General features: G+C 61.4%; 24 protein-coding genes. 13 read left to right on the top strand and 11 right to left on the bottom strand.

Features of this window, described 5'->3' with window-relative positions; translation table 11 throughout:
- Positions 1–117: 117 nt before the first annotated feature.
- The 6 genes from VL202_RS24905 to VL202_RS24880 all read left to right on the top strand — a co-directional run bounded on the left by VL202_RS24905 (position 118) and on the right by VL202_RS24880 (position 4,814).
- A complete protein-coding gene (locus VL202_RS24905; RefSeq protein ID WP_325466741.1) occupies positions 118–522 on the top strand; it encodes a helix-turn-helix transcriptional regulator in 405 nt (134 codons plus the stop codon).
- Between the two features lie 51 nt (positions 523–573).
- Positions 574–2,388: an adenylate cyclase gene (locus VL202_RS24900; RefSeq protein ID WP_325466740.1), complete on the top strand. Its 1,815-nt coding sequence runs from the start codon at positions 574–576 to the stop codon at positions 2,386–2,388.
- 18 nt (positions 2,389–2,406) lie between these two features.
- Positions 2,407–2,625, top strand: coding sequence for a hypothetical protein (locus tag VL202_RS24895; RefSeq protein WP_325466739.1), 219 nt, complete (start codon positions 2,407–2,409; stop codon positions 2,623–2,625).
- Positions 2,615–3,823 (top strand): YcaO-like family protein, encoded by a 1,209-nt coding sequence (locus tag VL202_RS24890; RefSeq protein ID WP_325466738.1) that lies wholly within the window; start codon positions 2,615–2,617, stop codon positions 3,821–3,823. Before VL202_RS24895 ends, VL202_RS24890 begins: the two co-directional genes overlap by 11 nt.
- On the top strand, positions 3,820–4,512 hold the full coding sequence (locus tag VL202_RS24885) for a TfuA-like protein (protein WP_325466737.1): 693 nt from the start codon (positions 3,820–3,822) through the stop codon (positions 4,510–4,512). Before VL202_RS24890 ends, VL202_RS24885 begins: the two co-directional genes overlap by 4 nt.
- Before the next feature lie 86 nt (positions 4,513–4,598).
- Entirely contained in the window at positions 4,599–4,814 is a 216-nt protein-coding gene (locus tag VL202_RS24880) for a hypothetical protein (RefSeq protein WP_325466736.1), read from the top strand.
- Between the two features lie 207 nt (positions 4,815–5,021).
- Here the strand turns inward: VL202_RS24880 and VL202_RS24875 are convergent, their stop codons facing one another.
- The 9 genes from VL202_RS24875 to VL202_RS24835 all read right to left on the bottom strand — a co-directional run bounded on the left by VL202_RS24875 (position 5,022) and on the right by VL202_RS24835 (position 16,441).
- Positions 5,022–6,635 (bottom strand): GMC family oxidoreductase, encoded by a 1,614-nt coding sequence (locus VL202_RS24875; protein ID WP_414692945.1) that lies wholly within the window; start codon positions 6,633–6,635, stop codon positions 5,022–5,024.
- An 8-nt stretch (positions 6,636–6,643) separates the two neighbouring features.
- Positions 6,644–8,173 carry an FGGY-family carbohydrate kinase gene (locus VL202_RS24870; protein ID WP_325466734.1) on the bottom strand — a complete coding sequence of 510 codons (1,530 nt, stop codon included), beginning with the start codon at positions 8,171–8,173 and terminating at the stop codon, positions 6,644–6,646.
- Between the two features lie 33 nt (positions 8,174–8,206).
- A complete protein-coding gene (locus VL202_RS24865; RefSeq protein WP_325466733.1) occupies positions 8,207–9,049 on the bottom strand; it encodes an aldolase in 843 nt (280 codons plus the stop codon).
- Entirely contained in the window at positions 9,022–10,770 is a 1,749-nt protein-coding gene (locus VL202_RS24860) for a glycerol-3-phosphate dehydrogenase/oxidase (RefSeq protein ID WP_325466732.1), read from the bottom strand. The genes VL202_RS24865 and VL202_RS24860 overlap by 28 nt, the downstream gene beginning before the upstream one ends.
- 12 nt (positions 10,771–10,782) lie before the next feature.
- Complete coding sequence (locus VL202_RS24855; protein WP_325466731.1) at positions 10,783–11,778, bottom strand: aldo/keto reductase; 996 nt, start codon at positions 11,776–11,778, stop codon at positions 10,783–10,785.
- Positions 11,775–12,788 carry a sugar-binding transcriptional regulator gene (locus VL202_RS24850; protein WP_325466730.1) on the bottom strand — a complete coding sequence of 338 codons (1,014 nt, stop codon included), beginning with the start codon at positions 12,786–12,788 and terminating at the stop codon, positions 11,775–11,777. The genes VL202_RS24855 and VL202_RS24850 overlap by 4 nt, the downstream gene beginning before the upstream one ends.
- A 1-nt stretch (position 12,789) precedes the next feature.
- Positions 12,790–13,782: an ABC transporter permease gene (locus VL202_RS24845; protein ID WP_325466729.1), complete on the bottom strand. Its 993-nt coding sequence runs from the start codon at positions 13,780–13,782 to the stop codon at positions 12,790–12,792.
- A gap of 28 nt (positions 13,783–13,810) precedes the next feature.
- Positions 13,811–15,349, bottom strand: coding sequence for a sugar ABC transporter ATP-binding protein (locus VL202_RS24840; RefSeq protein WP_325466728.1), 1,539 nt, complete (start codon positions 15,347–15,349; stop codon positions 13,811–13,813).
- Positions 15,350–15,412: 63 nt separating this feature from the next.
- Entirely contained in the window at positions 15,413–16,441 is a 1,029-nt protein-coding gene (locus tag VL202_RS24835) for a substrate-binding domain-containing protein (RefSeq protein ID WP_325466727.1), read from the bottom strand.
- A 274-nt stretch (positions 16,442–16,715) separates the two neighbouring features.
- On the opposite strand from VL202_RS24835, the gene VL202_RS24830 reads away from it, so the two are divergent.
- From VL202_RS24830 to VL202_RS24810, 5 genes are all read left to right on the top strand, one after another.
- A complete protein-coding gene (locus VL202_RS24830) occupies positions 16,716–18,128 on the top strand; it encodes a sensor histidine kinase (RefSeq protein ID WP_325466726.1) in 1,413 nt (470 codons plus the stop codon).
- A complete protein-coding gene (locus VL202_RS24825) occupies positions 18,125–18,772 on the top strand; it encodes a response regulator transcription factor (RefSeq protein WP_325466750.1) in 648 nt (215 codons plus the stop codon). Before VL202_RS24830 ends, VL202_RS24825 begins: the two co-directional genes overlap by 4 nt.
- 357 nt (positions 18,773–19,129) lie before the next feature.
- Positions 19,130–19,525 (top strand): DUF1236 domain-containing protein, encoded by a 396-nt coding sequence (locus VL202_RS24820; RefSeq protein WP_325466725.1) that lies wholly within the window; start codon positions 19,130–19,132, stop codon positions 19,523–19,525.
- 197 nt (positions 19,526–19,722) lie between these two features.
- Positions 19,723–19,902 (top strand): hypothetical protein, encoded by a 180-nt coding sequence (locus VL202_RS24815; protein ID WP_325466724.1) that lies wholly within the window; start codon positions 19,723–19,725, stop codon positions 19,900–19,902.
- 97 nt (positions 19,903–19,999) lie between these two features.
- The gene (locus VL202_RS24810) at positions 20,000–20,170 is read left to right on the top strand and encodes a hypothetical protein (RefSeq protein WP_325466723.1); all 171 of its coding nucleotides are present in this window, start codon (positions 20,000–20,002) and stop codon (positions 20,168–20,170) included.
- 16 nt (positions 20,171–20,186) lie between these two features.
- Here the strand turns inward: VL202_RS24810 and VL202_RS24805 are convergent, their stop codons facing one another.
- Positions 20,187–20,447 (bottom strand): ATP-binding protein, encoded by a 261-nt coding sequence (locus VL202_RS24805; protein ID WP_325466722.1) that lies wholly within the window; start codon positions 20,445–20,447, stop codon positions 20,187–20,189.
- Between the two features lie 9 nt (positions 20,448–20,456).
- A complete protein-coding gene (locus VL202_RS24800; RefSeq protein ID WP_325466721.1) occupies positions 20,457–20,924 on the bottom strand; it encodes a hypothetical protein in 468 nt (155 codons plus the stop codon).
- On the opposite strand from VL202_RS24800, the gene VL202_RS24795 reads away from it, so the two are divergent.
- Together VL202_RS24795 and VL202_RS24790 are read left to right on the top strand one after the other, a co-directional pair.
- A complete protein-coding gene (locus VL202_RS24795; protein WP_325466720.1) occupies positions 20,923–21,081 on the top strand; it encodes a hypothetical protein in 159 nt (52 codons plus the stop codon). The two genes, VL202_RS24800 and VL202_RS24795, sit on opposite strands and share 2 nt — an antisense overlap.
- A gap of 270 nt (positions 21,082–21,351) precedes the next feature.
- Positions 21,352–22,632, top strand: a complete 1,281-nt coding sequence (locus tag VL202_RS24790; RefSeq protein ID WP_325466719.1) for an O-antigen ligase family protein — start codon at positions 21,352–21,354, stop codon at positions 22,630–22,632.
- Positions 22,633–22,773 lie beyond the last annotated feature (141 nt).

Here is a 22,773-nt window from a genome sequence, read left to right as displayed (position 1 = left end):
CGGTGCACTCCACAGAGCGCCGCATCCTGCGATGGACTAATAACCGACCACGATTGCAACGCGAACGTGAATGACGCAAGGTATGGTCATTCACTAAAAATCGTCGTGGAGGTCATGATGAAAAAAGTTGCAAATTCCATTGACGTTCATGTCGGAAGCCGTATCCGTCTTCGCCGGGTAGCCTTGGGCCTGAGCCAGGAGAAACTGGGCGATAGTCTTGGAATCACCTTCCAGCAGGTCCAGAAATACGAAAAAGGCATCAATCGCGTCGGCGCAAGTCGCCTTCAGAACATCTCCACCGCTCTGAATGTTCCAATCGCCTTTTTCTTCGAAGAGTCACCGCGCACGGCCGGCGAAGGTCCGGAGGAGATTTCGGACATATCGACCTTCGTTTCGAGCTCCGAGGGACTGGCTCTCAACCACGCCTTCATGGCGATCACCGATCCGGCGATTCGCCAGAGCATCGTCAAGCTCGCGAAAACCGTCGCCCGGAACGAAAGCGGCAAGCGCGCGGCGGAGTAATTTTTCGTGGGGCGAGCAGGGTATCATCTCCATACATTTGGAGAATTGCGATTGCTTGGACGGGATGGCCGACAGGTGTTCATGCCCGAACGCGGCCTGTTGATCATCGCCTATATGCGCGCCAGCCAACGCCAGGAAGTCTCGCGGGAAACGCTGGCCAACCTGCTCTGGCCGGACGTCGATCGCAGCGTCGCCTTCCAGAACCTCCGCTCGACCCTGCTTCGAATGCGCACCACCGACTTGGCGCAAACCATCCCGCTCACCGCCGATGGCCGGATGATCCGGCTCGCCGCCGATCACCTCGGCTCGGACCTCGATTGTTTCCTGCCGGCGAAAGACAAACTCGCTCGTCTGCGCCGGATCACCGAGACGATGCAGGATGAATTCCTCGCCACCACCCGCACCGCGAACGGCGCACTGAAACGCTGGATCGAGGGGCATAGACAGGCCTGCGGCGAACTGCTGAGGGCAGCGGTGATCGAAGCATCGCCGCTTGCAACCGAACGGAACGATCTGCGCGCCCTCAAGATCGGCTGCGTCCAGATCCTGCAGCGCTCGCCGAACGATGCCGATATCCGCGCCATCATGGACCGGGCGCGGCTGACCGGGACGGATGACACCGACAAGGTATTCGCCACCGTGCGGGATGACCGCCCCACGCCATCCACCGCGGTCGCTCAGGCCCGAGCCGAGGCGTCGGCACCAGACAAGCCCGAGCGCGCCCATCTGCCGCGTGTCGCCCTGTTGCCGCCGGATACGGCCGAGGATACCCGCCTCAACGGCTCTGTCGCCAATGCACTGATCGAGGACGTGACGATCGGACTGTGTTCGCTCCGGACCGTCTCCATCGTCGCGCCCTTCACCTCGGAACGAATCCGCGAATCCAGCGACAAGGCGGCTGTCCTGGAAAAGCACGGCGTCATCTATGCGCTGGACACCAAGCGATCCGGCGATGGCCTGTTCACCCAGTTGGTGTTCCTGCCCACCGACGAAATCATCTGGGCCGAACGCTTTCCGCTGACGGCCGAAGGGTTGACCACGCAACGCGCCGAAATCTCCCGCACGATCACCCAGACCATCGCCCGACAGGTGGAGGAGACCGCAGCGGCGAAACTCGATTTCGACATCCGCCCGCAGATGTATTTCCACTATCTCCAGGGCGTCCAGCACCTCTCCGGTCTTTCGCTGCCCAGCGTTCGCCGGGCCCGGCGCGTGTTTCGCGATACCTTGCGGGACGATCCGGATTTCGCTCCGGCCCTCGCCGGCGTGGCACGCACCCTGACAACCGAATGGCTCCTGACAGCCCGTGGCGACCAGGACCTTTTGAAGATGGCCGAAGAGAAGGCCATGGCCGCGGTTCGCCAGGATGGCGATCTGGCCGGAGGATACCGCGAACTCGGCGTCGTGCAACTCTATCTGGGCAAGCTCGACGAGAGCCTCGAGGCCTTGTCCGTCGCCGAAACCATCAGCCCCCATTATGCCGACGTGCTCTACAGCCATGCCGACAGTCTCGTGCATGCGGCACGGCCGAAGGACGGACTGAACAAGATCAAGAAAGCCATCGAGCTCAACCCGCTCTGCCCCGACACCTATTACTGGACGGCGGCGGGGGCGAGCTATTTCCTTGGCGAATTCGATGATGCCGTCACCTATGTCGGCAAGATGCGCGACAGGCGCCCCGCCGACCGCCTGCTGGCTGCGAGTTGGGGAATGCTTGGCGAACGAAGCAAAGCGCGTGCCTGCCGCCAACGCGTGCTGCGCGACAATCCAAGCTTCGACCTCGAACGTTGGCTCGAAGTCGTTCCGAACAGGGAAAACTGGCAGCGAGAACTTTATCGGGAAGGCCTGATCAAAGCAGGCTTCTGAACAAGGAGGAGAATGAACATGGCAAAAGTGGTTGTAATTGGAATACCGGGTGAAAAAGGTCTCTGGCTGGCGGACCTGACGGCTGGCACCGTCACTGCCTTGCCGACACCGGCCGATGGCAGCCTTGCCAATGCCGCTGCCATTCGCGCCTCGGGCGGCGCCATCGTCAACGGCGTCGATTTCGCCGTCGCCGTATCATCCGCCGAGCGGGTCTTTGCCGGACATTATGACGGCTGACGACCAACCGGCCGCAGGGGGCGCACCGGCGCATCGTATCTGTACGGCATCACAGACGCTCTCCCGCGTCGAACCTCACTTGAAAAACTTCGGCATCACACGCGTTGCGCGCCATACGGGCCTCGATAGCCTCGGGATTCCGGTCTGGTGCGCCTATGCCCCGAATTCCCGCTCGATCGTCGTCGCGCAGGGCAAGGGCGTCACCGATACGGACGCGAAGGCCTCGGCCGTCATGGAGGCCTTGGAACGCGCCGTTGCGGGGCAGCCGCACGTGGACATCATCACCGATACGATGAATGGCCTCACCGATCGCGGCCGATCCGCCGATCCCCTGCCCGGGCTGATCGCACGCGGACAAGGCGACATCTCGCCGGATGAAACGATCGAATGGGTCACTGGTACCAATCTCCTGAACGGCGAGGAAATCTTCGTGCCCCGGGAAGCCGTGATTCTCGACCGCACCCGCCCCAACAATCGCTATTGGATGTCCTCGGATGGCCTTGCATCGGGCAACAACCGGGAAGAAGCTATCCTGCACGGCCTGCTGGAGCGGATCGAACGCGACGCCTATACGCTCTGGCAGGTCTCGCCCGCCAACGATCGACAGGCGCGCTGTGTCGACGCGCCCCTCTACGGCGGTATCGAAATGGCCGACATACTGGCCCGCGTCGAGAAGGCCGGCCTGATCCTGCGCCTGTTCGACATCACCTCGAATCTCGGCATCCCCTGCTTCACCGCTCTTCTCGGTCCGCGTGATGCGCTGACGGACAAACCGCCGCGTTATGTCGAGGTCACGCATGGATCCGGCGCCCACCTGTCGCCCTCGCTTGCGGCGCTACGCGCCGTCACCGAGGCAGCGCAATCGCGCCTCACCTATATCAGCGGCGCCCGCGACGATGTTTCCGCGCAAACCTATCGCCGGCCAGTCGGCAACGAGACACGCAGCCTCCTCGCCTGCAAACCCCAAACAATAACCGCTCGTCCACCTGCTCCCGTCCTGCCGATTGCATCGATGATCACACACCTGCTTGACCGGCTACGGCAGGCAAGCATTTCCATGGCCATCGCCGTTTCGCTGTCGAAGGACGAGTGGCCCTTCTCCGTCGTCAAAGTCCTCGTGCCCGCGCTGGAAAACCCGGAAGGCCATCGTCTCCGGCGGTTCGGCGCGCGTGCCATTGCCCGGACATTGTGGTCATGAAGATCGTTTTCGTCGGCCCGAGCCTGCCGGATGCCCAGCGTTTTGCCGATGGCATGACGATCCGCCCGCCGGCTCTCCAGGGCGATATCGACCGAGCCATCGATGACGGTGCAACCGCAATCGGCCTGATCGATGGCGGCTTCGAATATCAGCCGCCGGTCTGGCACAAGGAAATCCTTCGCGGCCTATCGATCGGCGTGCGAATCCTCGGCGCATCCAGCATGGGCGCCCTGCGCGCCGCCGAATGCGCGGATTTCGGCATGATCGGCATTGGCGCGATCTTCGAGGACTACAGTTCGGGAACCCTTGTCGATGACGCCGAGGTCGCCCTGCTCCACGGTCCGGCCGAACTCGGCTATCCGGCCCTGACCGTCCCCATGGTCAATGTTCGCGCGACGCTTGAGGCGCTGCATCTGAGTGGCGGCATTCCCGCAGAGATACGCGACCGACTGGAATTGGCGGCCCGATCCCTCTTCTTCAAGGACCGAACCTGGAGCCGGGTCATTGATGAATGCGGTTGCGAAACGCGTGTCCTGCCCTTGCTGAATACGCATTTTGTGGACGTGAAACGCCGGGATGCCCTGCTGTTGATGGATGCGATGAAAAACGCCCCCAACAGCCTCGCCCCAGATTTTCACGTTTGGCGGCTCAACCAACCGTTTTTGGAAGATGGCGACATATTCGCTTGAGACGTGTGCAACGCTCGTGCAACGCCCGGGGCCGAAAATCTCCATTATAGTATCGGTCAAGCCTCCAACCCCGCAGGATTTTGGCCATGGATAATCTCGACACCATTTCGACGGAAACTGAAGATTTCAATACGATCGCCCGCATGCTGAACCATATCCGCGACAGCGCCCGCCAGTTGGACGCATCCGCGCTGGAATATTGCATCGAAATGGCGATGAAAGCAGTCTCGAACGAACTGAAGAGCCGCGAGGAAATCGGCGTTTCGATTCCCGATTTTGAAACGGCTATCCGCTTCAATTAAACGCAGGCTCCGCACCTGCAGACCTCGTTTCGCGCGCTGCCTTCGCAAAGCAGCGCAAGAAACGTCCCTGAAACAAAACGCATAGGTTGCCCAGGAAAACAGCAGCGGCGAAATGGTCCAGAACCATTTCGCCGCTTTTCGTATATGGACATCACATTCAAGCGACGCCTCGACCGGGCGATGCCGGTTGGTTGCTGCCGTGGCCGCTTACCGTGAGGATAAGATCAGATCGGCTGCCTTTTCAGCGATCATGATGACGGGCGAATTGGTGTTTCCCGACACGATCGACGGCATGATCGAGGCATCGACCACCCGCAACCTCGATACCCCGTGGACGCGCAGTTGCGGATCGACGACGGCCATGCCGTCATCACCCATCTTACAGGTCCCGACCGGATGAAAGATCGTCGTGGCGATATCGCCGACCCGGCGGATCAAGTCCTCGTCGCTCTGGAATTCAATCCCGGGCAGCATCTCCTGCGGCCTGTATTTGCGGATGGCGTCGGCCTGCATCAGCCGGCGCGCATGCCGAACCGATTTCGTCGCCACGATCCGGTCGCCTGCCGTCGAGAGATAGTGCGGACGGATTTGCGGCGGTGCGGCAACATCCGGCCCGGCGACATGCACCGTTCCCCGGCTTTCCGGCCTGAGATTACAGACCGATACGGTAACCGCTGGAAATTTGTGCAGTGGCTCGCCGAGCCGGTCGGTGCTCAGCGGCTGCACATGATATTCGAGATCGGCCGTAGCGACGGCCGGATCGCTCCTGGCGAAGATGCCGAGTTGGCTCGGCGCCATCGACAGCGGCCCCGAACGGCGCAGCATATATTCGATCCCCATCCCCGCGCGGGTGAAAAGGTTGTGATAAAGCTGGTTCAATGTCCTTGCGCCATCGATCCGGAAGACAGTGCGAATCTGCAGATGGTCCTGCAGGTTCTCGCCAACGCCGGACAGTTCGTGGGTCACGTCGATACTGGCTTCCGACAGAATGTCCGGACGCCCAATCCCTGAAAGCTCCAGGATTTTCGGCGAATTGATCGCACCGGCACAGAGGATGACTTCGCGGCTGGCGCAGGCAACCTGAGGCTGACCGTTCAGCCGGAACCGGACACCCGTCGCGACCTTGCCATCGAACACAAGCCGTTCCGTTTCCGCGCCCGTCAGGACGCGCAGGTTCTGTCGCTTCATTGCCGGGCGCAGGAATGCCTTTGTGGTGTTCCAGCGCAGGCCGCCGCGCTGGTTGACCTCGAAATAGCCCGAGCCCTCGTTGTCGCCATCGTTGAAATCGTCGGTTTTCGGAATACCCAACTCCTCCGCAGCATCGCGAAAGGCATCGAGGATCGGCCAGGACAGGCGTTGGCGCTCCACCCGCCATTCGCCACCCGCACCATGCATGTCCGACTTGCCGCGATAATTGTCCTCGGACTTAAGGAAATACGGCAGCACGTCGTCCCAGCCCCAGCCGGTATTGCCGGCCTGCCGCCAGCCGTCATAATCGGCCGCCTGCCCCCGCATGTAGATCATGCCGTTGATCGAGGAACATCCCCCCAGAACCTTGCCACGCGGATAGTTGAGCGACCGGCCGTTGAGGCCTTCCTCCGCCGCCGTCTTCATCATCCAGTCCGTGCGGGGATTGCCCATGCAATAGAGATAGCCGATCGGCACGTGAACCCAATGGTACCGGTCGCTACCACCGGCCTCGAGGAGAAGGACCCGCGTCTTCGGATCGGCCGAGAGGCGATTGGCGAGTACACAGCCGGCCGATCCCGCCCCGACGATGATGAAATCGTAGGTGCCTGCATCGATCGCCTGATCATTCATAGGCATGTTCACGCCGCCACTCCCGATACAGCCGGCTCGGTTGCCGTCAGACGACGCCAGAGCGGCGCCATGGCATCAGCCATATCCCGGTAAAGAGCGTAACGCCGTGCATAATGGCTCTCGAGCGCGACGTTGGGACGATAATGCCGCTCCGTGCGAACCATCGCCGCCGCACCCTCCGTGAAATCACTGAACATGCCGGTGCCGGTGCCGGCAGCGATCGCTGCCCCGAGCGCGCCAGTCTCGCGCGAAAAGGCCACGGTTACGGGTAGGCCGAGCACATCGGCGAATATCTGCGGCCAGATCAGGCTGCGCGAGCCACCGCCCGAGAGAACCGCCTCGTTGAAAGCGGCCCCAGCCCGCCGCATCGTTTCGATATGGGCACGATGGCCAAAGGCGACGCCTTCGAGAAGCGCCCGCACCAGATGCCCCCTGGTATGCCAGCCGGCGATGCCGTAGAAACCGGCGCGGGCGTGGCCGTCCTGCTGGGCGCCGTAGAGATAGGGATGGTAGAGCGGATCATCCGCCGCAGGCTCGATTGCGCCCGCCAGCGCGCAACAGGCATCGAAAGGCGAGACACCATCCGCATGCTCGCCCTCGAAGAACTCACGGACAAGCCATTCGAGATTGGCTGCCGAGGTGGCGCTGTTCTCCATCGCCATGTAGCGGGTCCGGTCGAATGTCGAGGACATGAAGACAGGCCCGTCGAGATCGGGACGATCGATGATCACCTGGTTGATGCTCCAGGTGCCGGCAATGATCGAGGCGCTGCCGGTTTTCGAAACGCCCGAGCCGAGCGCCGAGGCAACGACATCGAACAGTCCGCCGACCACCGGCGTTCCAGCGGCAAGCCCCGTTTCCCGCGCCACCTCTTCGGTTACCGTGCCGGCAATATCGGCACTTTCGATGAGTTTCGGCAATAGGTCCATGCAATCCCCAAGGCCATAAGCCTCCATCAGTGCCTTGTCATAGCGGCGCGCGGCAAGATCGAGCAATCCGGCGCCGGACATGTCCGATACTTCGCTGACACGGCTGCCGGTCAGGCGATTGACGACAAAATCCTTGGAGAAAAACACCGTGCCGATACGCTTGAACTGCTCCGGTCGGTGGCGTTTCAGCCAAGCGAGAAGCGTGGGTGTCTGCGACGGCCAGGGACGTTGCCGGGCAATCGGATAGGTCCGTTCGCCGACGTCCGCCGCCCGCCATTCCTCGACGAGGCCGGATGCGCGCGTGTCGAGCGACTGAATGCCGAGCAAGGGGTTGCCATCGCGATCCAGCGCATAAAGCCCGTTGCCGTGTCCGGCGCAGCCGATCGCCGCGATTTCGTCCGGCCGGATCCGCGCCTGTTCGATACAGGCGCGGATGACATGGCGGGCATTCGTCCAGAGTTCGTCCAGCCCGCGCTCGACATGGCCGGGGGACGGCATGCGGCTATGCCCCTCCTCGGCCGCCGCCGCGATCTCGTTGCCCGCCTTGTCGAAGATCACCGCCTTGATGACGGTGTTGCCGGCGTCGAGCCCTAAAAGATAGTCACCCATACAGAACCCCTCCCAAGGCTCGAAAACCGCAGTTCAGCCCTGCTGATACAATGCGAAGGCCTGTTCGCCGCTCGCATTCTCGTGGATGATCGCCATCAGCCCACGCACCACCGCACCCGGATTGGCATGCTGGTAAATGTTGCGCCCGTAGACCATGCCCATTGCGCCCTGGCGCATCAAGGCCGCGGACTTGTCAAAGACCGTTCGCAGGTCTTCCTTGCCGCCGCCACGCACTAGAACCGGGCATCGCGCCGCTTCCACCACCCTGTGGAAATCCTGCGGATTGTCGGTCGGATCGGCCTTGACGATGTCGGCACCCATCTCGCGGGCAAGCCGCGTCAGGGTGACGATCTTCTCGGCATTGCCATCGACCATGTAGCCGCCCCGTTCGGTGACCGGCTGCATCACCAGCGGCTCGATCATCAGCGGCATGCCGTATTTGTCACAATCGGCCCGCACGCGGGAAATATTCGCGACGCATTGGCGAAACAGGTCCGGCTCGTCCGGCAGCATGAACAGATTGACCACGACGCAGGCCGCATCCATCTGGAGAGCACCGATCAAAGGCTCGGCCTCGTTCTGCAACACCGCCCACATGTGGCGATGGCGGGTGCGGTTATAGGGATTGCCCATGTCGAGACGCATGACCAGCGCCGGCTTGTCCTTGCCGGGTACATCCTGCAACAGGTCCGCCTGGCCGTGGTTCATCTGGATCGCGTCGGGTGCGGCAGCGACCAGCGAGGCGACGACGGCCTGAATATCCTCCAGCCCATCCAGGAAGGATGGTTCGTTGCAGACGCCGTGATCGATCGCCACGTCGAGGCAGCGGCCACCGCCGAACAACCGGTTCATCCGGACTTTGCTGTTGTGTCGCATTCTGTGCTCCTTTGTTCGTTGCGTGCGATAAGCATGGCTTCGTCGACACCGTGCCGTTCGCTGAGAAGAGTGAGAAATCGGCTGCGCTCGCCGGCGCATCGTGCTGGCGTCCAACGCTTTTCCCGCGCCAGGACATCAAGGGATGCATCGACCATGTCGAGCGAGAGTTCGCCGCAGATGGCCATCGTCGTGCGCCGCAAAAGCAGGTCATCGAGATGTTCGACGGCTTCCGTATCGATCAGGAACTGCAATTCGCGCGTAGAGTAGCCGCCATGCGGCAGGGGTGCATCGGCGCCAGCGACGATGAACAAGCCTATCGCCTCGGCATCCGTTCCGTAACGACCAAACAGTTTGGCCAGACGCTCACTGGAAAGCCCGGTCTCCGAGGTGACGCGAGACAACCAGACGACCGCATTTTCCGGAAACCCCCGCCCGCCGCCAATCGGACGGTCGGCTGTTGCGACACGGCGCGTCCTGCCGAGCTTTTCCAGCGCCATGTCGGCAGCCATTTCGCCGAAGGAGCGAAACGTCGTCCACTTGCCGCCGATCATGCAGAGCACCGGCGGGCCGCCATCGCCCGGCTCGACCATAGTGCAGAAATGGTCGCGCGGGATGCGCCCCGTGAAGCTGTCATTGCTCGCCGGCAGGGGCCGCACGCCCGAAAACTGGAAGACGATCTCCTCCTGCCGGATGGGGATGCCCGGCAGCACGAAGGCGAGCGACTGCAGGATGTAGTCCCGCTCGTCCGCCTCGCAGCGCACCGCTTCCGGATCATCGACGCGAATATCGGTGGAGCCGACCAGAACCTTGCCGAGATAGGGAAAGAGGATGCAGATTCGCCCGTCCTCGTTTTCGTAGTAGATCATGTGACCGGCCAGTGCGTCGTATAGGGCGGCATTGTCGATGATCAGGTGCGAACCCTTTGTGCCCCCCATCAGCGGCACCGGTCGCGACTGCCGCGACAACAGCATCTCGTTGGCGATGTCGATCCAGCCGCCGGTCGCGTTGATGATCAGCGCCGGCTCGATGGTGCAGGCTCCACCGCCGATCCGGTCCTCCAACCGGTAGCCCCCCTCCGCGTCGCGGCGCAGTTCGGCATAATTCAAAGCCCTCGCCTCACCATTCGCGGCAAGACCATCCTGCAAAAGCTCGATGCCCAACCGTTCAGGATGACTGACCCAGGCATCGAAATAGGTGGCGGAACTCTTGATGTCGGGATTGAGCGACGGCCATTTTTCCAATGTCGTGCGCCGGCCGCGAAACTGGTGGCGCGGCATCAGCGCCCGCTTTCGCGTCAGGAAATCGTAGATGCCGAGACCCGCCTTGATGGCGACCGCGCCGCGCCGGCTCGGCCGGCGGCTGAGGCCTAGAAACCGGACGATGCCATTGCCGAGACCGGAGAAGATATCGAACACCGGCACTGTCGTCGGCAATGGCGCAACGTAATGCGGCGCGTTGCGCAACAGCCGGTCACGCTCGACCAACGATTCCTGCACCAGCTTGAACTCGCCGTTTTCAAGGTAGCGAAGGCCGCCATGCACCATGCGCGACAGGGCTGAACTGGCGCCGGAGCAATAGTCGTGCTTCTCGACCAGCAGCACGCTGAGCCCCTGCAGCGCCAGTTCCCGAAAGACGCTGATGCCGTTGATGCCGCCGCCGATGACGCACACATCCACCTTCGGGCTGTGGCGGAGCCCGTCCAATATCTCTTCACGTTTCATGATGATGATCCGCTACCTGTCCATATCAGTCAGTTTCGCCGATATGGCCGCATCGATGACCGAAAGATCGGCCGCATCCAGTCTGATCGTTCCCGCCCGCGCATTGTCGAGCGCCTGCGCCGGATTTCGCGCGCCACACAGCGCGAAGGTGACGCCGGGCTGTGCCAGCGTCCAGGCAATGACGATTTGCGCGATGCTCGCCCCGTGCCTTTCCGCCACCGATCGTATGCTGTCCGCAAGGGCCGCTGCCTTTTGCCTGTTGCCGACCGAAAAGCGCGGATTGTCCCTGCGCTGGTCGTCGCCGGAAAAGACGCGGCCCGGTCCGACTGTTCCCGACAGCAGCCCCAGTGCCAGTGACGAATAACTCAGCGTCGCGATCCCTTGGGCCCGGGTCAGCGGCAAAAGCTCTGCCTCGATCTCGCGGTCCATCATGCTGAACCGTTCCTGGATCGCATCGAGACCGCCGACCGCAATATAGGCATCGAGGTCGTCGCGGCTGACATTGCTGGCACCGATCGCCCGGATCTTTCCGGCGGCACGCAGGTCTTCCAGAGCCCGCATCGTCTCCTCGATCGGTGTCGTCGGATCCTGCCAATGGGTGATGCAGAGGTCGATATAGTCTGTTCCAAGCCGCTTCAGGCTCTGCTCGACCTCATGCAGGATCGCATCGCGGCCGAGATAGCGGTGAACGGGCTTGCCTTCCTGATCGAAGAAATGCCGGCCCTTCTGTGTATGCCAGACCAGTCCGCATTTCGTCGCGATCACCGCCTTGTCGCGCCGTCCGGCCAACGCCTTGCCGACGATCTCTTCCGAGCGTCCCAACCCGTAGGCCGGCGCGGTATCGATCAGCGTCACCCCGGCATCGAGCGAGGCCCGGATCGCGGCGATGGATTCCTTTTCGTCGGTCCCACCCCACATCCAGCCACCGATCGCCCAGGTGCCGAGGCCAACGGCCGAAGCCGAAACGCTGGATTTGCCGATCTGACGTATCAATTGCTGCCCGCTCATGCCTGTTTCCCTTCACGTGCCAGTTCCAGGACCCGCATCCCCGTCGCCTCGTCCGTCACCAAAGTATCGAGATGATTGCCGCGCATGACGCTGAGGATCGGGCCCGCCTTGTTTGCCCCGCTCGCCACCCCGATCTTGGTCGGAATCGACGTGAACTCCGGCAATGTCAGCGACACAAGCGACCGGTTGAGGCTGTAGTCGCAGACCTGGCCACGATCATCGAGCAGGTGCGCCAGCAGTTCACAAGAGGCGCCGGATCGTTCGATCGCCCCGCGGTCCGTGCTCGAGGAGGGATGCAGGTCGTAATAGCTAGAATCGTCCGACAGGATCGAACCGATGCCGACAACGGCGATCTTCGCCTCGCGCGCCCGCTGGAAGACATCGGCCACCGACCGCATGTTGATCAGCATGCCGCGCTCGGCGGCACTGTCTGCAAACAGCGGCGCGTGGATCTGGTAGGAACGTCCGCCGAGCCGATCCGCCATCAGGGTCGAGACGTGATTGACGTCGGTATAGTGCTTGCCCTGAACGCAGCCGGTCGCCGGGATCACCTCGATATCGAAGCGCCGCGGCGGTTGAAGCCCGGCAACGACGGCGCTGACACCCTTGCCGCCGGTGATGCAGATCGTGTCGCCGTCGGAAATCTCCTCCAGCAAAAGCCGTGCCGCGGCCTCGCCGACGGCCTGAAGGGCGGTTTGCGGATTGTCGGAGACCGTCGGCACGACGATGGCGCGGCTGATGCCGCCGAGCGCCAGAAGCTGTTCTTCCATGTCGACCAGAGGTTCGACCGGCGACTTGATCTTGATCTCGACGAGGCCAAGCTGGCGGCCACGCTTGATCAGCCGGTTGACGGTGGGCTGGGAAATACCGAGCTGGTCGGCGATCTGCGCCTGCGTCAGGCCCTCGAGAAAATGCAGGACCAGCGCCTGGTGCATCTGCCGGGCGATGACGATTTCCTCGCGCGGCGCATGCATGGTCTTCAGTTTGGCAATCGGCCGATTGGGCGACATATCAGGCAGCCTTCCGCTTGTGCAGAAAATGGTCGATGGAAACAGCCGCGAGCAGAATGCAGCCCTTGATCATGTCCTGCCAATAGACGGAAACATCGAGCAGGATAAGCGAGCTTGTCACGACGGAGAGCAGAGCGATACCCAGAATTGCGCCGAGGATGGTGCCCGAACCGCCATTCAGCGACGCCCCGCCAATCACCGCCGCCGCGATGATATTGAGCTCCATGCCGACGCCAAAGGTCGGCGTGGCGGCACCGAAGCGGGACATGTAGATGACGCCGGCAACCCCCGAGAGCGTGGCGCACAGTACCGTCACCCAGAATTTCACCTGGTTGGTCTTGATGCCGGAATAGAGCGCCGCCTTCTCGTTGCTGCCGGTGTAGAAGACCTTGCGGAAGGCCGTGGCACGACGCAGCAGGAAATCGAACAGCGCAACGACGGCGACGAAGATCAGGATGACGTAGGGAACGCCATGAAACGTCCCCTGCCCGACCGCCTTGAACGAGGGCGGCAAGGTGAACAGCGACAGCGGTGTTCCCTTGGTGATGATCAGGCAGACGCCGCGCACGATCACCATGGCGGCAAGCGAGGTGATGAAGTGATTGAGCCCCACGACCGTCACGAAGAAACCCATGACGCAGCCGATCAGGCCGCTGGCGATGATGCCGATCAGCGAGGCAGTCCACGGATCGATCCCCATCAGGAACAGCGATCCGGATACGACCATGGAAAAGCAGACCACCGAGCCGACCGACAGGTCGATGCCGCCGACGATCAGCAGGATGGTCATTCCGACGACGACGACCCCCTCCACCGAAAACGACATCAGCATCGCCCGAAGATTGCCCAGCGTCAGGAAATGCGGCGAGGCAAAGGTCATGATGATGCAGAGGCCGAGGATAATTGCGATCAGGCCCGCCTCGCGCATGCTCCCCAGCCGCTTCCAGCCGGGTGCGCGCACCTGATGCGCCGTTGTCAAAGTCGCGTTCGCCATGATCCTGTCTCCTGCCCCTGCTTTTTCTTCACGCCGCATGCTCTGATGCCTTTGCGTTTTCATGCCCGCCGACGCCGGAGGCCAGCCTCATGATTGCCTCTTCGCTCATCTCGCCCTCCCCGACCTCGCCGGCGACTTCGCCCTCGCGAATCACCAGAACCCGGTCGCATAAGCCCAGCAGTTCCGGCAATTCCGAGGAAATAACAACGATGCCGATGCCGGAGCGCGCGAGATCGCGCAGCAACCGGTGGATTTCCGATTTCGCCCCGACATCGATGCCGCGCGTCGGCTCGTCCATCAGGATAACCTTGGGATTGACAGCCAGTTGCTTGGCGATCGCCACCTTCTGCTGGTTGCCGCCCGACAGCGACGAGACCGGCATGCCGATCCCGCCCATGCGTATCCCGAGCCGCCGGACGAGGTCCGTGGCCAGCGCGGCTTGCGCCTTTGCGTTCAGGAGCCCGAGCGGACCGGTCAGTGATTTCAGGTCGAGAACGGCGATGTTCTGCGCGATCGACAGATCGAGGAAGACGCCGCTGCCCTTTCGGTCCTCGGAAAGATAAACCAGACCGGCGCTCACGGCTTGCGCATAGGACCGGGCATGCAATCGCGTCCCGTTCAACGACACCTCGCCCTGCGTGACCGACCGCAATCCGCAGATGCCCTCGGCGATCTCCGTCCGGCCCGAACCGATCAGTCCGCCGATTCCGAGGATTTCACCCTTGCGCAGCTCAAAGCTCACGTTACGGAAGCGCGCGCCGTCGCCGAGGGTGCGGACATCCAGAATAATCTCCGTGGAATGCTCGCCCGCTGCCTGCTTTTCCGGATAGAGCTGGGTGATCTCGCGTCCGACCATGCGGCGCACGACATCATCCGGCGTCACATCAACCACCTTCTCGGTCGAGACATACCGACCATCGCGGAACACCGTCACCCGGTCGCAGAGGCTAAAAATCTCTGCCATCCGGTGGCTGATATAGATGATCGAAATGCCCCGCGCCTTCAGGTCACGGATAATGCCGAACAGGACCTGCGCCTCGGCTTCCGTCAGCGCCGCTGTCGGCTCGTCGAAGATCAGCACCCGGCAATCGAGCGTCAGCGCCTTGGCGATCTCGACCAGTTGCTGGCTGGAAATCGACAATTCCGAGACCTTGTGACGCACATCGATCGGCGCCAGCCGGTTCATCACCGCTTGCGCGTCCCGCTCCAACCTGCCGTAGTTCATGAAGGGCGTACCCCTCCGGTTGGTCGCGGCCATGAACATGTTTTCGGCCACCGTCGCATCGGGGCAGAGCGCGATTTCCTGGTGCACGAGACCAAGCCCGAGGGATTGTGCCACGGCCGGAGACGTCACCTTGACCACGGCGCCATCCAGCAGGATTTCGCCTTCGCTCGGCTGCAACACACCGGCGATGATGTTCATCAGCGTCGACTTGCCGGCGCCATTTTCGCCGCAGAGCGCATGGACTTCGCCGCGTTCGAGGCTGAAGCTCACATCCGTCAACGCATTCACAGCACCGAAGTGCTTGCTGAGATTGCGGATTTCCAGAACCGGCTGGGACGCCATCACATGATCCTCTTCAGAGCTTGCGGTGGCTGCCCGGAGTTACCCGGGCAGCCGAAACAAGGATTACTCGTCAATCCCCTTCGTGCCCCGCCGCTTCAGGTACTTGTCCCAGTAGAAGTCGTCGGCATTGTCGGCGGTGACGATCGACAGGCCGTTGTCGACAAACGGAATGCTCATCGGGTTGAAGCCGGCGCGCTTGGCGTCGTTCATCGGGTCGATCAGTTCCGGATGCTTGGCAAGCCACAGGAGCATGAAGCCCATATAGCCCTGCATTCCCTGGTTCGGGTTGATCGAACCGAAGACTTGGCCCGCCTTGATCATGTCGAGGATGTTGGCATTGACGTCGGCGCACATGACGAGGATCTTGCCACCGGTTTCCTGGTTGGCCTGCGACGCGCCGATTGCCGAGTTGGCTTCCGGCATGAACACCGCACCGAGATCCGGATGTGCCTGCTTGAGGCTCATCAAGCCCTGGTAGGCCTTGTTCGGATCCTGGTTGGAGGCCGCGCGGCCGACCAGCTTCATGTCCGGGTATTTTTCCTCCATGCGGGCGATGAAGGCGGCGATGCGCTTGTCATGGTTGTCCTGGCCGGGGTTTTCCAGAACCGCGTATTCGCCCTTGCCGCCCATCTTTCCGGCGATCGCGTCAGCGGCATACGTGCCTTCGCGGGTATTGTCCGAAGTGATGAAGGAGATGCGCTTGGAGAGCGGCGCATCGGCTGCGAAGGTGACGACGGCCGTGCCCTGGTCAATCGCCCGGTTGATCGGCTCGATGAAGGGGTCGGAATTCATCGGATGGACGAGGATGCCGGCCGGGTTCTGGGCCAGCGCCTGGTCGAAGGTGGCTATCTGCTTGTTGACGTCATATTCCGGCGTGCCGGTATAGGCCGTCTCGCAGCCGAGTTGCTGGCCGGCCTGCTTGAACATTTCATAGACCGGGAACCAGTATTCGACGCCCGACACCATGACGTTCATCACGTATTTCTCACCCGGCTTGCAGCGGAACGGGTTTTCCGTTTCGGCGCTGGCGACGCCGGCGAAAAGCGTGGATGCGAGGACCGCCAATGCGGTCGTGCTTAGAAAATTGCGCAAGATTCCTCCTCGAGGCCGAAGCCCCTCCCAAATGTCCGGTGGCGCCCTTGCGGGCGGCCGATGATCCAGTGAAACCCGGAGTTCCTCCTCGAAGTCCGGTATGGGCACCTAACCGCAACGGAAACCGAATGTCAATTTAATTCATTCAATGAATTATAATTCACAAGATGCCTGCCAGATACCTTTCAACACCCGTCATTGACGTCTGGGAACCGCGCCGTACTTAATCGACCAACCGCGCGCGGGCTGATCGTGGCTGCGGGGATGAGGATGCATGAGACGCTTGTTCGCCAAACCTGTCCGCTGGACTTCGCTGTCACTGGCCCAGCAGTTCCTCCTTCTCGGAGGCTTGGTTTCGCTTGGCGCAATGATCATTGTCGGCGCCTTCGTCAGCAGCCTGATCGAAACCGCTGTTACCCGCAATTCCGCGGCCAGCACCGCCCTTTATGTCGATAGCGTCATTGCCCCACTGCTGCCGGACATGCAGACCAGCGATACACTCAGCGATTCGGTCAAACGCGCACTGGACGAGACTCTTGGCCAAGGTGCACTCGGCAAGCGCCTGATGTCCTTCCGGCTCTGGCGGCCGGATGGCACGATCCTGTATTCGAACGAGAAAAACCTGATCGGTCAAAAGCTGGAAATCAGTGAGGACCTGCGCACGGCGTTGACCGGCACCATGGTGGCCGAATTCGATGATGTCGATGATGTCGATGATGTCGGCAGCGAGACCGAGCGCGACAGCGGATTGCCGCTTCTCGAAATCTACAACCCGGTGCTGCAGCCCTGGTCGGGCGAAGTCGTCGGCGTCCTCGAATTCTACGAGGTGGCCACCGATTTCCAGCACAGCCTGAACCATGCCCGCCTGCAGAGCTGGCTTGCCGTCATCGCCTTCACCATCTCTTTTTTCGCCATCCTGTCCGTGCTGGTCTTCCGCGGCAGCCGGACCATCGACAGCCAGCGCCGGACGCTCCGGCAACGCGTCGATGAACTGTCGGAACTCCTGTCACAGAACGGCGAGCTCCATGCGCGTGTCCAGCGCGCCACCCAGCGCACGACGGCGCTCAACGAACGATATCTGCGACGGCTTGGCGCCGAGCTTCACGACGGACCGGCGCAACTCGTCGCGCTCGCGGCGCTGAAAATCGACAGCGACATCGTCTCCAGTCCGAGGACCCCACGCAGAACGCGCGACAGCGAAATCGCCTCGATCAAATCCAGCCTTGACGAGGCGATGCAGGAGATCCGGACGATCTGCAGCGGTCTCGTTCTGCCGCAGATCGAAGGCGCCAACCTGCGGGAAATCATCGAGCGGGCCCTGAAAGCCCATATGCAGCGCACCGGCACTCAGGTAGAACTCACCATGTCTCCCAACTTTCCGCCACTGTCTCTCTCCGCCAAGATCTGCGTCTTCCGCTTCCTGCAGGAGGCGCTGAACAACAGTTTCCGCCACGGCGGCGGGGTCGGCCAATCTGTCGTCCAGACCTTCGACGACACCGATATCTCGATTACCGTCAGCGACACCGGTCCGGGCTTCGACCCGGCCGGAATCCTGCCGTCCAGCCTCGGCCTGTCCGGCCTGCGCGAGCGGGTCGAGAGCCTTGGCGGACGCTTCTCGTTGGAGACATCCAGCCAAGGCACGGTGATCGCCATGTCCCTGACCCTCAATGAAATGGAGCCGGTATAATGGCACGCATATCCATCGCTGTTGTGGATGATCATCCGCTTTTTCGGGAAGGCGTCATGCGCATCCTGTCGGAGGTTCAGGACTTCGACATTGTCGGAGAAGGTGGTACGCGCGACGACGCCCTCGAAATCTGTTCGACCCTGAAGCCCGACGTGCTGCTGATGGATATTTCGATGCCAGGCGGCGGACTGAACGCGATCCAGCCGATCATCGAAACGAACCCGGCCCAGAAGATCATCATGCTGACGGTCTCGGAAACGAGCGATGACGTCATGGGGGCGCTGTCCAGGGGCGCCAAGGCCTATGTGCTGAAGGGCGTGGGATCGCGGGCGCTGGTCGATATCGTGCGCTCGGTCGCTGCCGGAGAGACCTATGTATCCCCCACCCTGTCGGCGCGTCTGCTTTCCGGCATGTCGTCGTCCACGACCGCGAACGCTCAGCCCAATCCGCTCGCCGACCTGACAAACCGCGAGCGGGAAGTCCTGAACCTTGTAGCGGAAGGGCTGAGCAACAAGCGGATCGCGCTGAGGCTCGGCGTCCACGAGAAGACCATCAAGCAGCATATGACGCATATCTTCGCCAAGCTCGGCACCAGCAATCGGACCGAGGCCGCCATGGTGTTGCGCAACGTCATGACGACCTAGAAGCAAACGGGTTTCTGTTCCGGCCCGCGTGCCGATTGGCCCGGAAGCTATGGTTATCCCGCAGCCAGTCCCAAAGTTAACATTGCGAAAACAATCGTGATCACCGGGATGAGAAGCCAGCGGGCTTCATGCAGGCTGTTATCCATTTTCTGTCTCCTTCATAACCGCGGCTTCAACGGAGCCTCCATTCTTAAGTTCCCGTTTTTACTGATAAAAAGACCCATGACACGCCCATACGGGACTTTAGCCCTGCCCCGGCGCGACAATGGTCCTGCGCTCTGCGGACTGAGGTCCCGCGATGGAACGGCTTGTCGAGTATGACGTTGTTGGTCGTGTGAATGATCAAAGGAGCTTGTTATGAAAACGAAACTTATTCTCGCAGCGGCACTTGTTTCGGGTACGCTCGGATCCGTAGCGTTCGCCCAGGAAGGCACTGTCACCGGCGCCGCAGGCGGTGCCGTCACCGGCGCAATCGTCGGCGGCCCTGTGGGAGCAGCAGTTGGTGGTGTCGCCGGCGCGATCGCCGGCACCGCCATCGATCCGCCGCCGCAGCGCGTCGTGACCTATGTCCAGCAACAGCCTGTCCAGCAGTCGGTGGTGGTCAAGCAGCCGATCGTGGTCGGCAAGCCTATCCCGCAGGACGTGGTGCTGATGCCGGTCGCGGAAGATCCGCGCTATTCCTACACCGTCGTCAACGAACAGCGCGTGATCGTTGATCCCCAGACGCGCACTGTCGTTCAGGTGCTTCAGTAGACGACGAGTTCTGCGTCCCCGGACGCAGCGGACGCCAACGAGGACGATGAGAACCGAACCCGTCTGATCTGTCTCGTTGGCGTCATTGTCATCATCGGCACGCAAGTCTCGCATGAGCTGCCCCGGAAGGGGCGACGCGGAAGCGCCGCCCCGATAATCCCGAGATCGAACCGTGCCAACACAGACGAGATACGACAATGTCCTACGACAACACCGCCAAGCCATCGTCCTCGCTGGGAGGCATGGTCCTTCTTCTGCTGTTCATCATGATCGGCATTTCCGCCACCATCGTTTCCACGGGAATGATTGGCACGCCGGAGCGACAGGCGAAGGTCTTTGTTCCCATCAACATCGATACGCTTGCTGCGAAGAAATAGTGGCGGCAAGTCAGGCCAGCCACAACGCGCCTTTGTCACTCCGGTCTCCCGCGTAGGAAGAATTCGCAACGCATTGGATTTTGAAGGACATGCGGCCATGTGGTTGGAACTGACGTCCGAAGACGACGAAAAGATATACGTCAATCTCGCCCAGGTCATCGCCATGCGCCAGGCCTGCGAGAACAAGCACACGCGGCTTGTTACGGCAGGCGGCGAGATCGTGATCAAGGAACCGATCGCCTATATTCAGTCGAAGGTCGAGATTTGACCTGTTCCGGATCTGCTCACGCCACACCTGACGCGTCATGCGCATCAAGGTCCGCCATCGCCGCGAACGTATCCTCCACGGTCAGACGAATTTCGCCCAGGCGATTTGAAGCGAGACCAACCGGGATCGTCACCCCGTCCTGTTCCGTGAATTTGAGCCCGTTGTTGACAAGGTTGCTGACGACCTGCGTCAGGCGAACGGGATCGCCGATTCCGTTGAAGACCTCGGCCAGAAAGCCGACCTCGTCACGGGCAAAGAAACCCCACACGACCGACATACGTCGTCCTCAGCGGACAAGGAAGCGAAGCCGTATCGTATCCGCGAATGTCGCGCGCCGGTTGACGATCGTTCGGCCCCGATTGTCCTTCATGATGTAGCGTCCCTCGCGGATTTCCTCGCTGATCCCGTCGGAATGACGGACTTCCATGCCGGCGGTCCGGTCCTGAGAGATCGAGCCCTTGGCCTTGCCGTCTTTCGGTCCCGCGCCGACAGCGCCGGCATCCGATTTCCCCTGGTTCGACGTCCCCTCGTTCGAGCCGCGATTCTCCTTGCCGCCGCCATTGCCGTTTCCACCGCCGTTGTTGCCGCTGCCGCTGCTCCCCCCATTCCCGTTGTTGCCGTCCTTCGCCAGCGCAGACGAATGGGAAACGACGATCTTGAAACCGGAAACGTCAAGCCTGTAGGGCCAGGCCACCAGGCAAACGCCTGCTGCTACGGCAAAAACGACCGTCAGAACCTTCGAATATCTGATCATGGCATTCTCCCGCATCGCGAACCGCAGGCTTCATACGCCGAACAAGCGTCGGCGGATCCGTTCCGGCACCTCCGCTTTTGCCGAGACATTGTGCCCACCGGGCAATCCGAAGGTCAACTCGCTGGACGAAATCAGGACCTTTACCCCGCCGGAATGATACTTTCGTTCGAGCGGAATGAGCCGAAAGTCCAGCTATGTGAATGGCAGGTGCGGCGGGACTTGGCGCGCCACCAAATGGTTGTGCGGCGTGTGGCCGATACATGTAGGGAACTTTCAGCTGTCAAGAGAGATAAAAGACGGCACCGGCATGTGGTCGATCGCCACCGACGCCGGCGGTGCTTTAACGCAGTTTCCGTCTCATGGTTGCCTTGAGAACTGCGATCTGTGCATAAGACGTGATATCCAAAGGCTTTGCGTAGGGACCCCCATGATTATCAAGCGGTCGTTGATATTCAGCATCGGATTCGTGCTGTTTTTCGCCTACGCCATGCCCCTGCGCTGGATCGACCTCGACAATCAGGCCTTCGAAAAAATCAGTACCGCGACTTATGGCGGAGAACTGATCGGCAAGCAGATCGGCGCGCCCCTGTTGGCCCTTTTTCTCCTCGTCGTCCTTCCCTTTATCCCGAGGGCATTGCAAATCATCCCTAAAGGATTTTTCGCGGCCGCCGCGCTGCCATACATGTCGCTCATTTGGTCGATCGATCCTCTCCGCACGTTCAGCGCCTTGATCATCTTGACCCTGACCGTGCTGATGAGCGCGATGGCCGTACGGATTTATGGTGTGCAGGAAACTGTTCGCCGCTTCTGGGCATTGAGCGTGTTGGTCATGCTGGTGTCGGTGGCTCTGGCTGTTATCGGCGATCCGCACGTCATGATGTTCTCCACCCACGCCGGTCTCTGGCGCGGGCTGATGAACCATAAGAATACCTTCGCACCGTTCGTGAGCGTCATTCTGCTGATGACGGTCTTTGGCGGTGAGATCCTGCAACGGGGTAGGCTGGCGCGCGCGGTTGTCAGTCTCTTATGTCTGCTCTGCCTTTACATGGCCTCCTCGTCCGCGGCGACCGTTGCAACTGCCGCCGCTTTGGGCGTGGGTATGCTTGCCAACATCCGCCTCAAGTCGGTCGCCGTGCGAACCACCCTCTATGCTCTGGGGATATTGGCCACGGTCGGCATGGCGTCGGTCGTGATCGCCAACCTCGACGATTTCGCGGCTATCGCCGGCCGCGATATCACGCTGACAGGACGCACAAGCCTTTGGCAGGCAGCATTGCCATTCACATATCAGGCGCCGTTCGGATACGGCTTCGCCACCGCCGGTGGCACGGATATCGTGAACGCCATGAAGGCGCTTTCAGGCTGGGATTATGCCAACTCGACGCACAACATCTATATTTCCCGCGCCTTGGATGTGGGCTGGATCGGCGTTGCATTGATGCTGCTCTGGGTGGTTCCGATGATCATGGTCGTCGATCCGTCAAGGATGCGCGCGGAAAAGACGATGCTGGCTGCCGTCGCGACGCTGCATCTTGTGGGCGGCTTGGCGGAAGCCATCGGCCTGCTCTACACCAACGCGGCCTTTACTCTGATGCTCATCCTGAGTTCCGGGCTTCGAATGAAGGACGCCGCTCCGCTTGTGAAAGCCGAAGTGCAGGATATCCCGGCCGGCGATACGATCCGATCGGTGGCGGCAGCGAGAGTCTAGTGTCCGACCTGAGAGATAGGTGACGTTTTGTACCGGAGACATCGGTAACACTTTTCGCTTTTTGCGGGAGGTGTTGATGCCGTGGAGAGAGACTTCGGTGATGGAGGAACGTCTGCGTTTTGTCGCCCGGCTGCTGGAGGG

This window comes from Pararhizobium sp. (genome assembly GCF_035497515.1).
In the GTDB taxonomy this organism is placed as follows: domain Bacteria; phylum Pseudomonadota; class Alphaproteobacteria; order Rhizobiales; family Rhizobiaceae; genus Pararhizobium.
This window is presented reverse-complemented; position numbering and strand designations above follow the sequence as displayed.

Bases quoted from the DNA above. Each gene is read 5' to 3' on its own strand.
- VL202_RS24880 (WP_325466736.1), top strand. From the start codon at position 4,599: ATGGATAATCTCGACACCATTTCGACGGAAACTGAAGATTTCAATACG.
- VL202_RS24860 (WP_325466732.1), bottom strand. From the start codon at position 10,770: ATGAAACGTGAAGAGATATTGGACGGGCTCCGCCACAGCCCGAAGGTG.
- VL202_RS24800 (WP_325466721.1), bottom strand. From the start codon at position 20,924: ATGATCAGATATTCGAAGGTTCTGACGGTCGTTTTTGCCGTAGCAGCA.
- VL202_RS24840 (WP_325466728.1), bottom strand. From the start codon at position 15,349: ATGGCGTCCCAGCCGGTTCTGGAAATCCGCAATCTCAGCAAGCACTTC.
- VL202_RS24875 (WP_414692945.1), bottom strand. From the start codon at position 6,635: ATGAATGATCAGGCGATCGATGCAGGCACCTACGATTTCATCATCGTC.
- VL202_RS24895 (WP_325466739.1), top strand. From the start codon at position 2,407: ATGGCAAAAGTGGTTGTAATTGGAATACCGGGTGAAAAAGGTCTCTGG.
- VL202_RS24820 (WP_325466725.1), top strand. From the start codon at position 19,130: ATGAAAACGAAACTTATTCTCGCAGCGGCACTTGTTTCGGGTACGCTC.
- VL202_RS24855 (WP_325466731.1), bottom strand. From the start codon at position 11,778: ATGAGCGGGCAGCAATTGATACGTCAGATCGGCAAATCCAGCGTTTCG.
- VL202_RS24850 (WP_325466730.1), bottom strand. From the start codon at position 12,788: ATGTCGCCCAATCGGCCGATTGCCAAACTGAAGACCATGCATGCGCCG.
- VL202_RS24845 (WP_325466729.1), bottom strand. From the start codon at position 13,782: ATGGCGAACGCGACTTTGACAACGGCGCATCAGGTGCGCGCACCCGGC.
- VL202_RS24830 (WP_325466726.1), top strand. From the start codon at position 16,716: ATGAGACGCTTGTTCGCCAAACCTGTCCGCTGGACTTCGCTGTCACTG.
- VL202_RS24795 (WP_325466720.1), top strand. From the start codon at position 20,923: ATGGCATTCTCCCGCATCGCGAACCGCAGGCTTCATACGCCGAACAAG.
- VL202_RS24885 (WP_325466737.1), top strand. From the start codon at position 3,820: ATGAAGATCGTTTTCGTCGGCCCGAGCCTGCCGGATGCCCAGCGTTTT.
- VL202_RS24790 (WP_325466719.1), top strand. From the start codon at position 21,352: ATGATTATCAAGCGGTCGTTGATATTCAGCATCGGATTCGTGCTGTTT.
- VL202_RS24890 (WP_325466738.1), top strand. From the start codon at position 2,615: ATGACGGCTGACGACCAACCGGCCGCAGGGGGCGCACCGGCGCATCGT.
- VL202_RS24815 (WP_325466724.1), top strand. From the start codon at position 19,723: ATGTCCTACGACAACACCGCCAAGCCATCGTCCTCGCTGGGAGGCATG.
- VL202_RS24870 (WP_325466734.1), bottom strand. From the start codon at position 8,173: ATGGGTGACTATCTTTTAGGGCTCGACGCCGGCAACACCGTCATCAAG.
- VL202_RS24805 (WP_325466722.1), bottom strand. From the start codon at position 20,447: ATGTCGGTCGTGTGGGGTTTCTTTGCCCGTGACGAGGTCGGCTTTCTG.
- VL202_RS24810 (WP_325466723.1), top strand. From the start codon at position 20,000: ATGTGGTTGGAACTGACGTCCGAAGACGACGAAAAGATATACGTCAAT.
- VL202_RS24865 (WP_325466733.1), bottom strand. From the start codon at position 9,049: ATGCGACACAACAGCAAAGTCCGGATGAACCGGTTGTTCGGCGGTGGC.
- VL202_RS24905 (WP_325466741.1), top strand. From the start codon at position 118: ATGAAAAAAGTTGCAAATTCCATTGACGTTCATGTCGGAAGCCGTATC.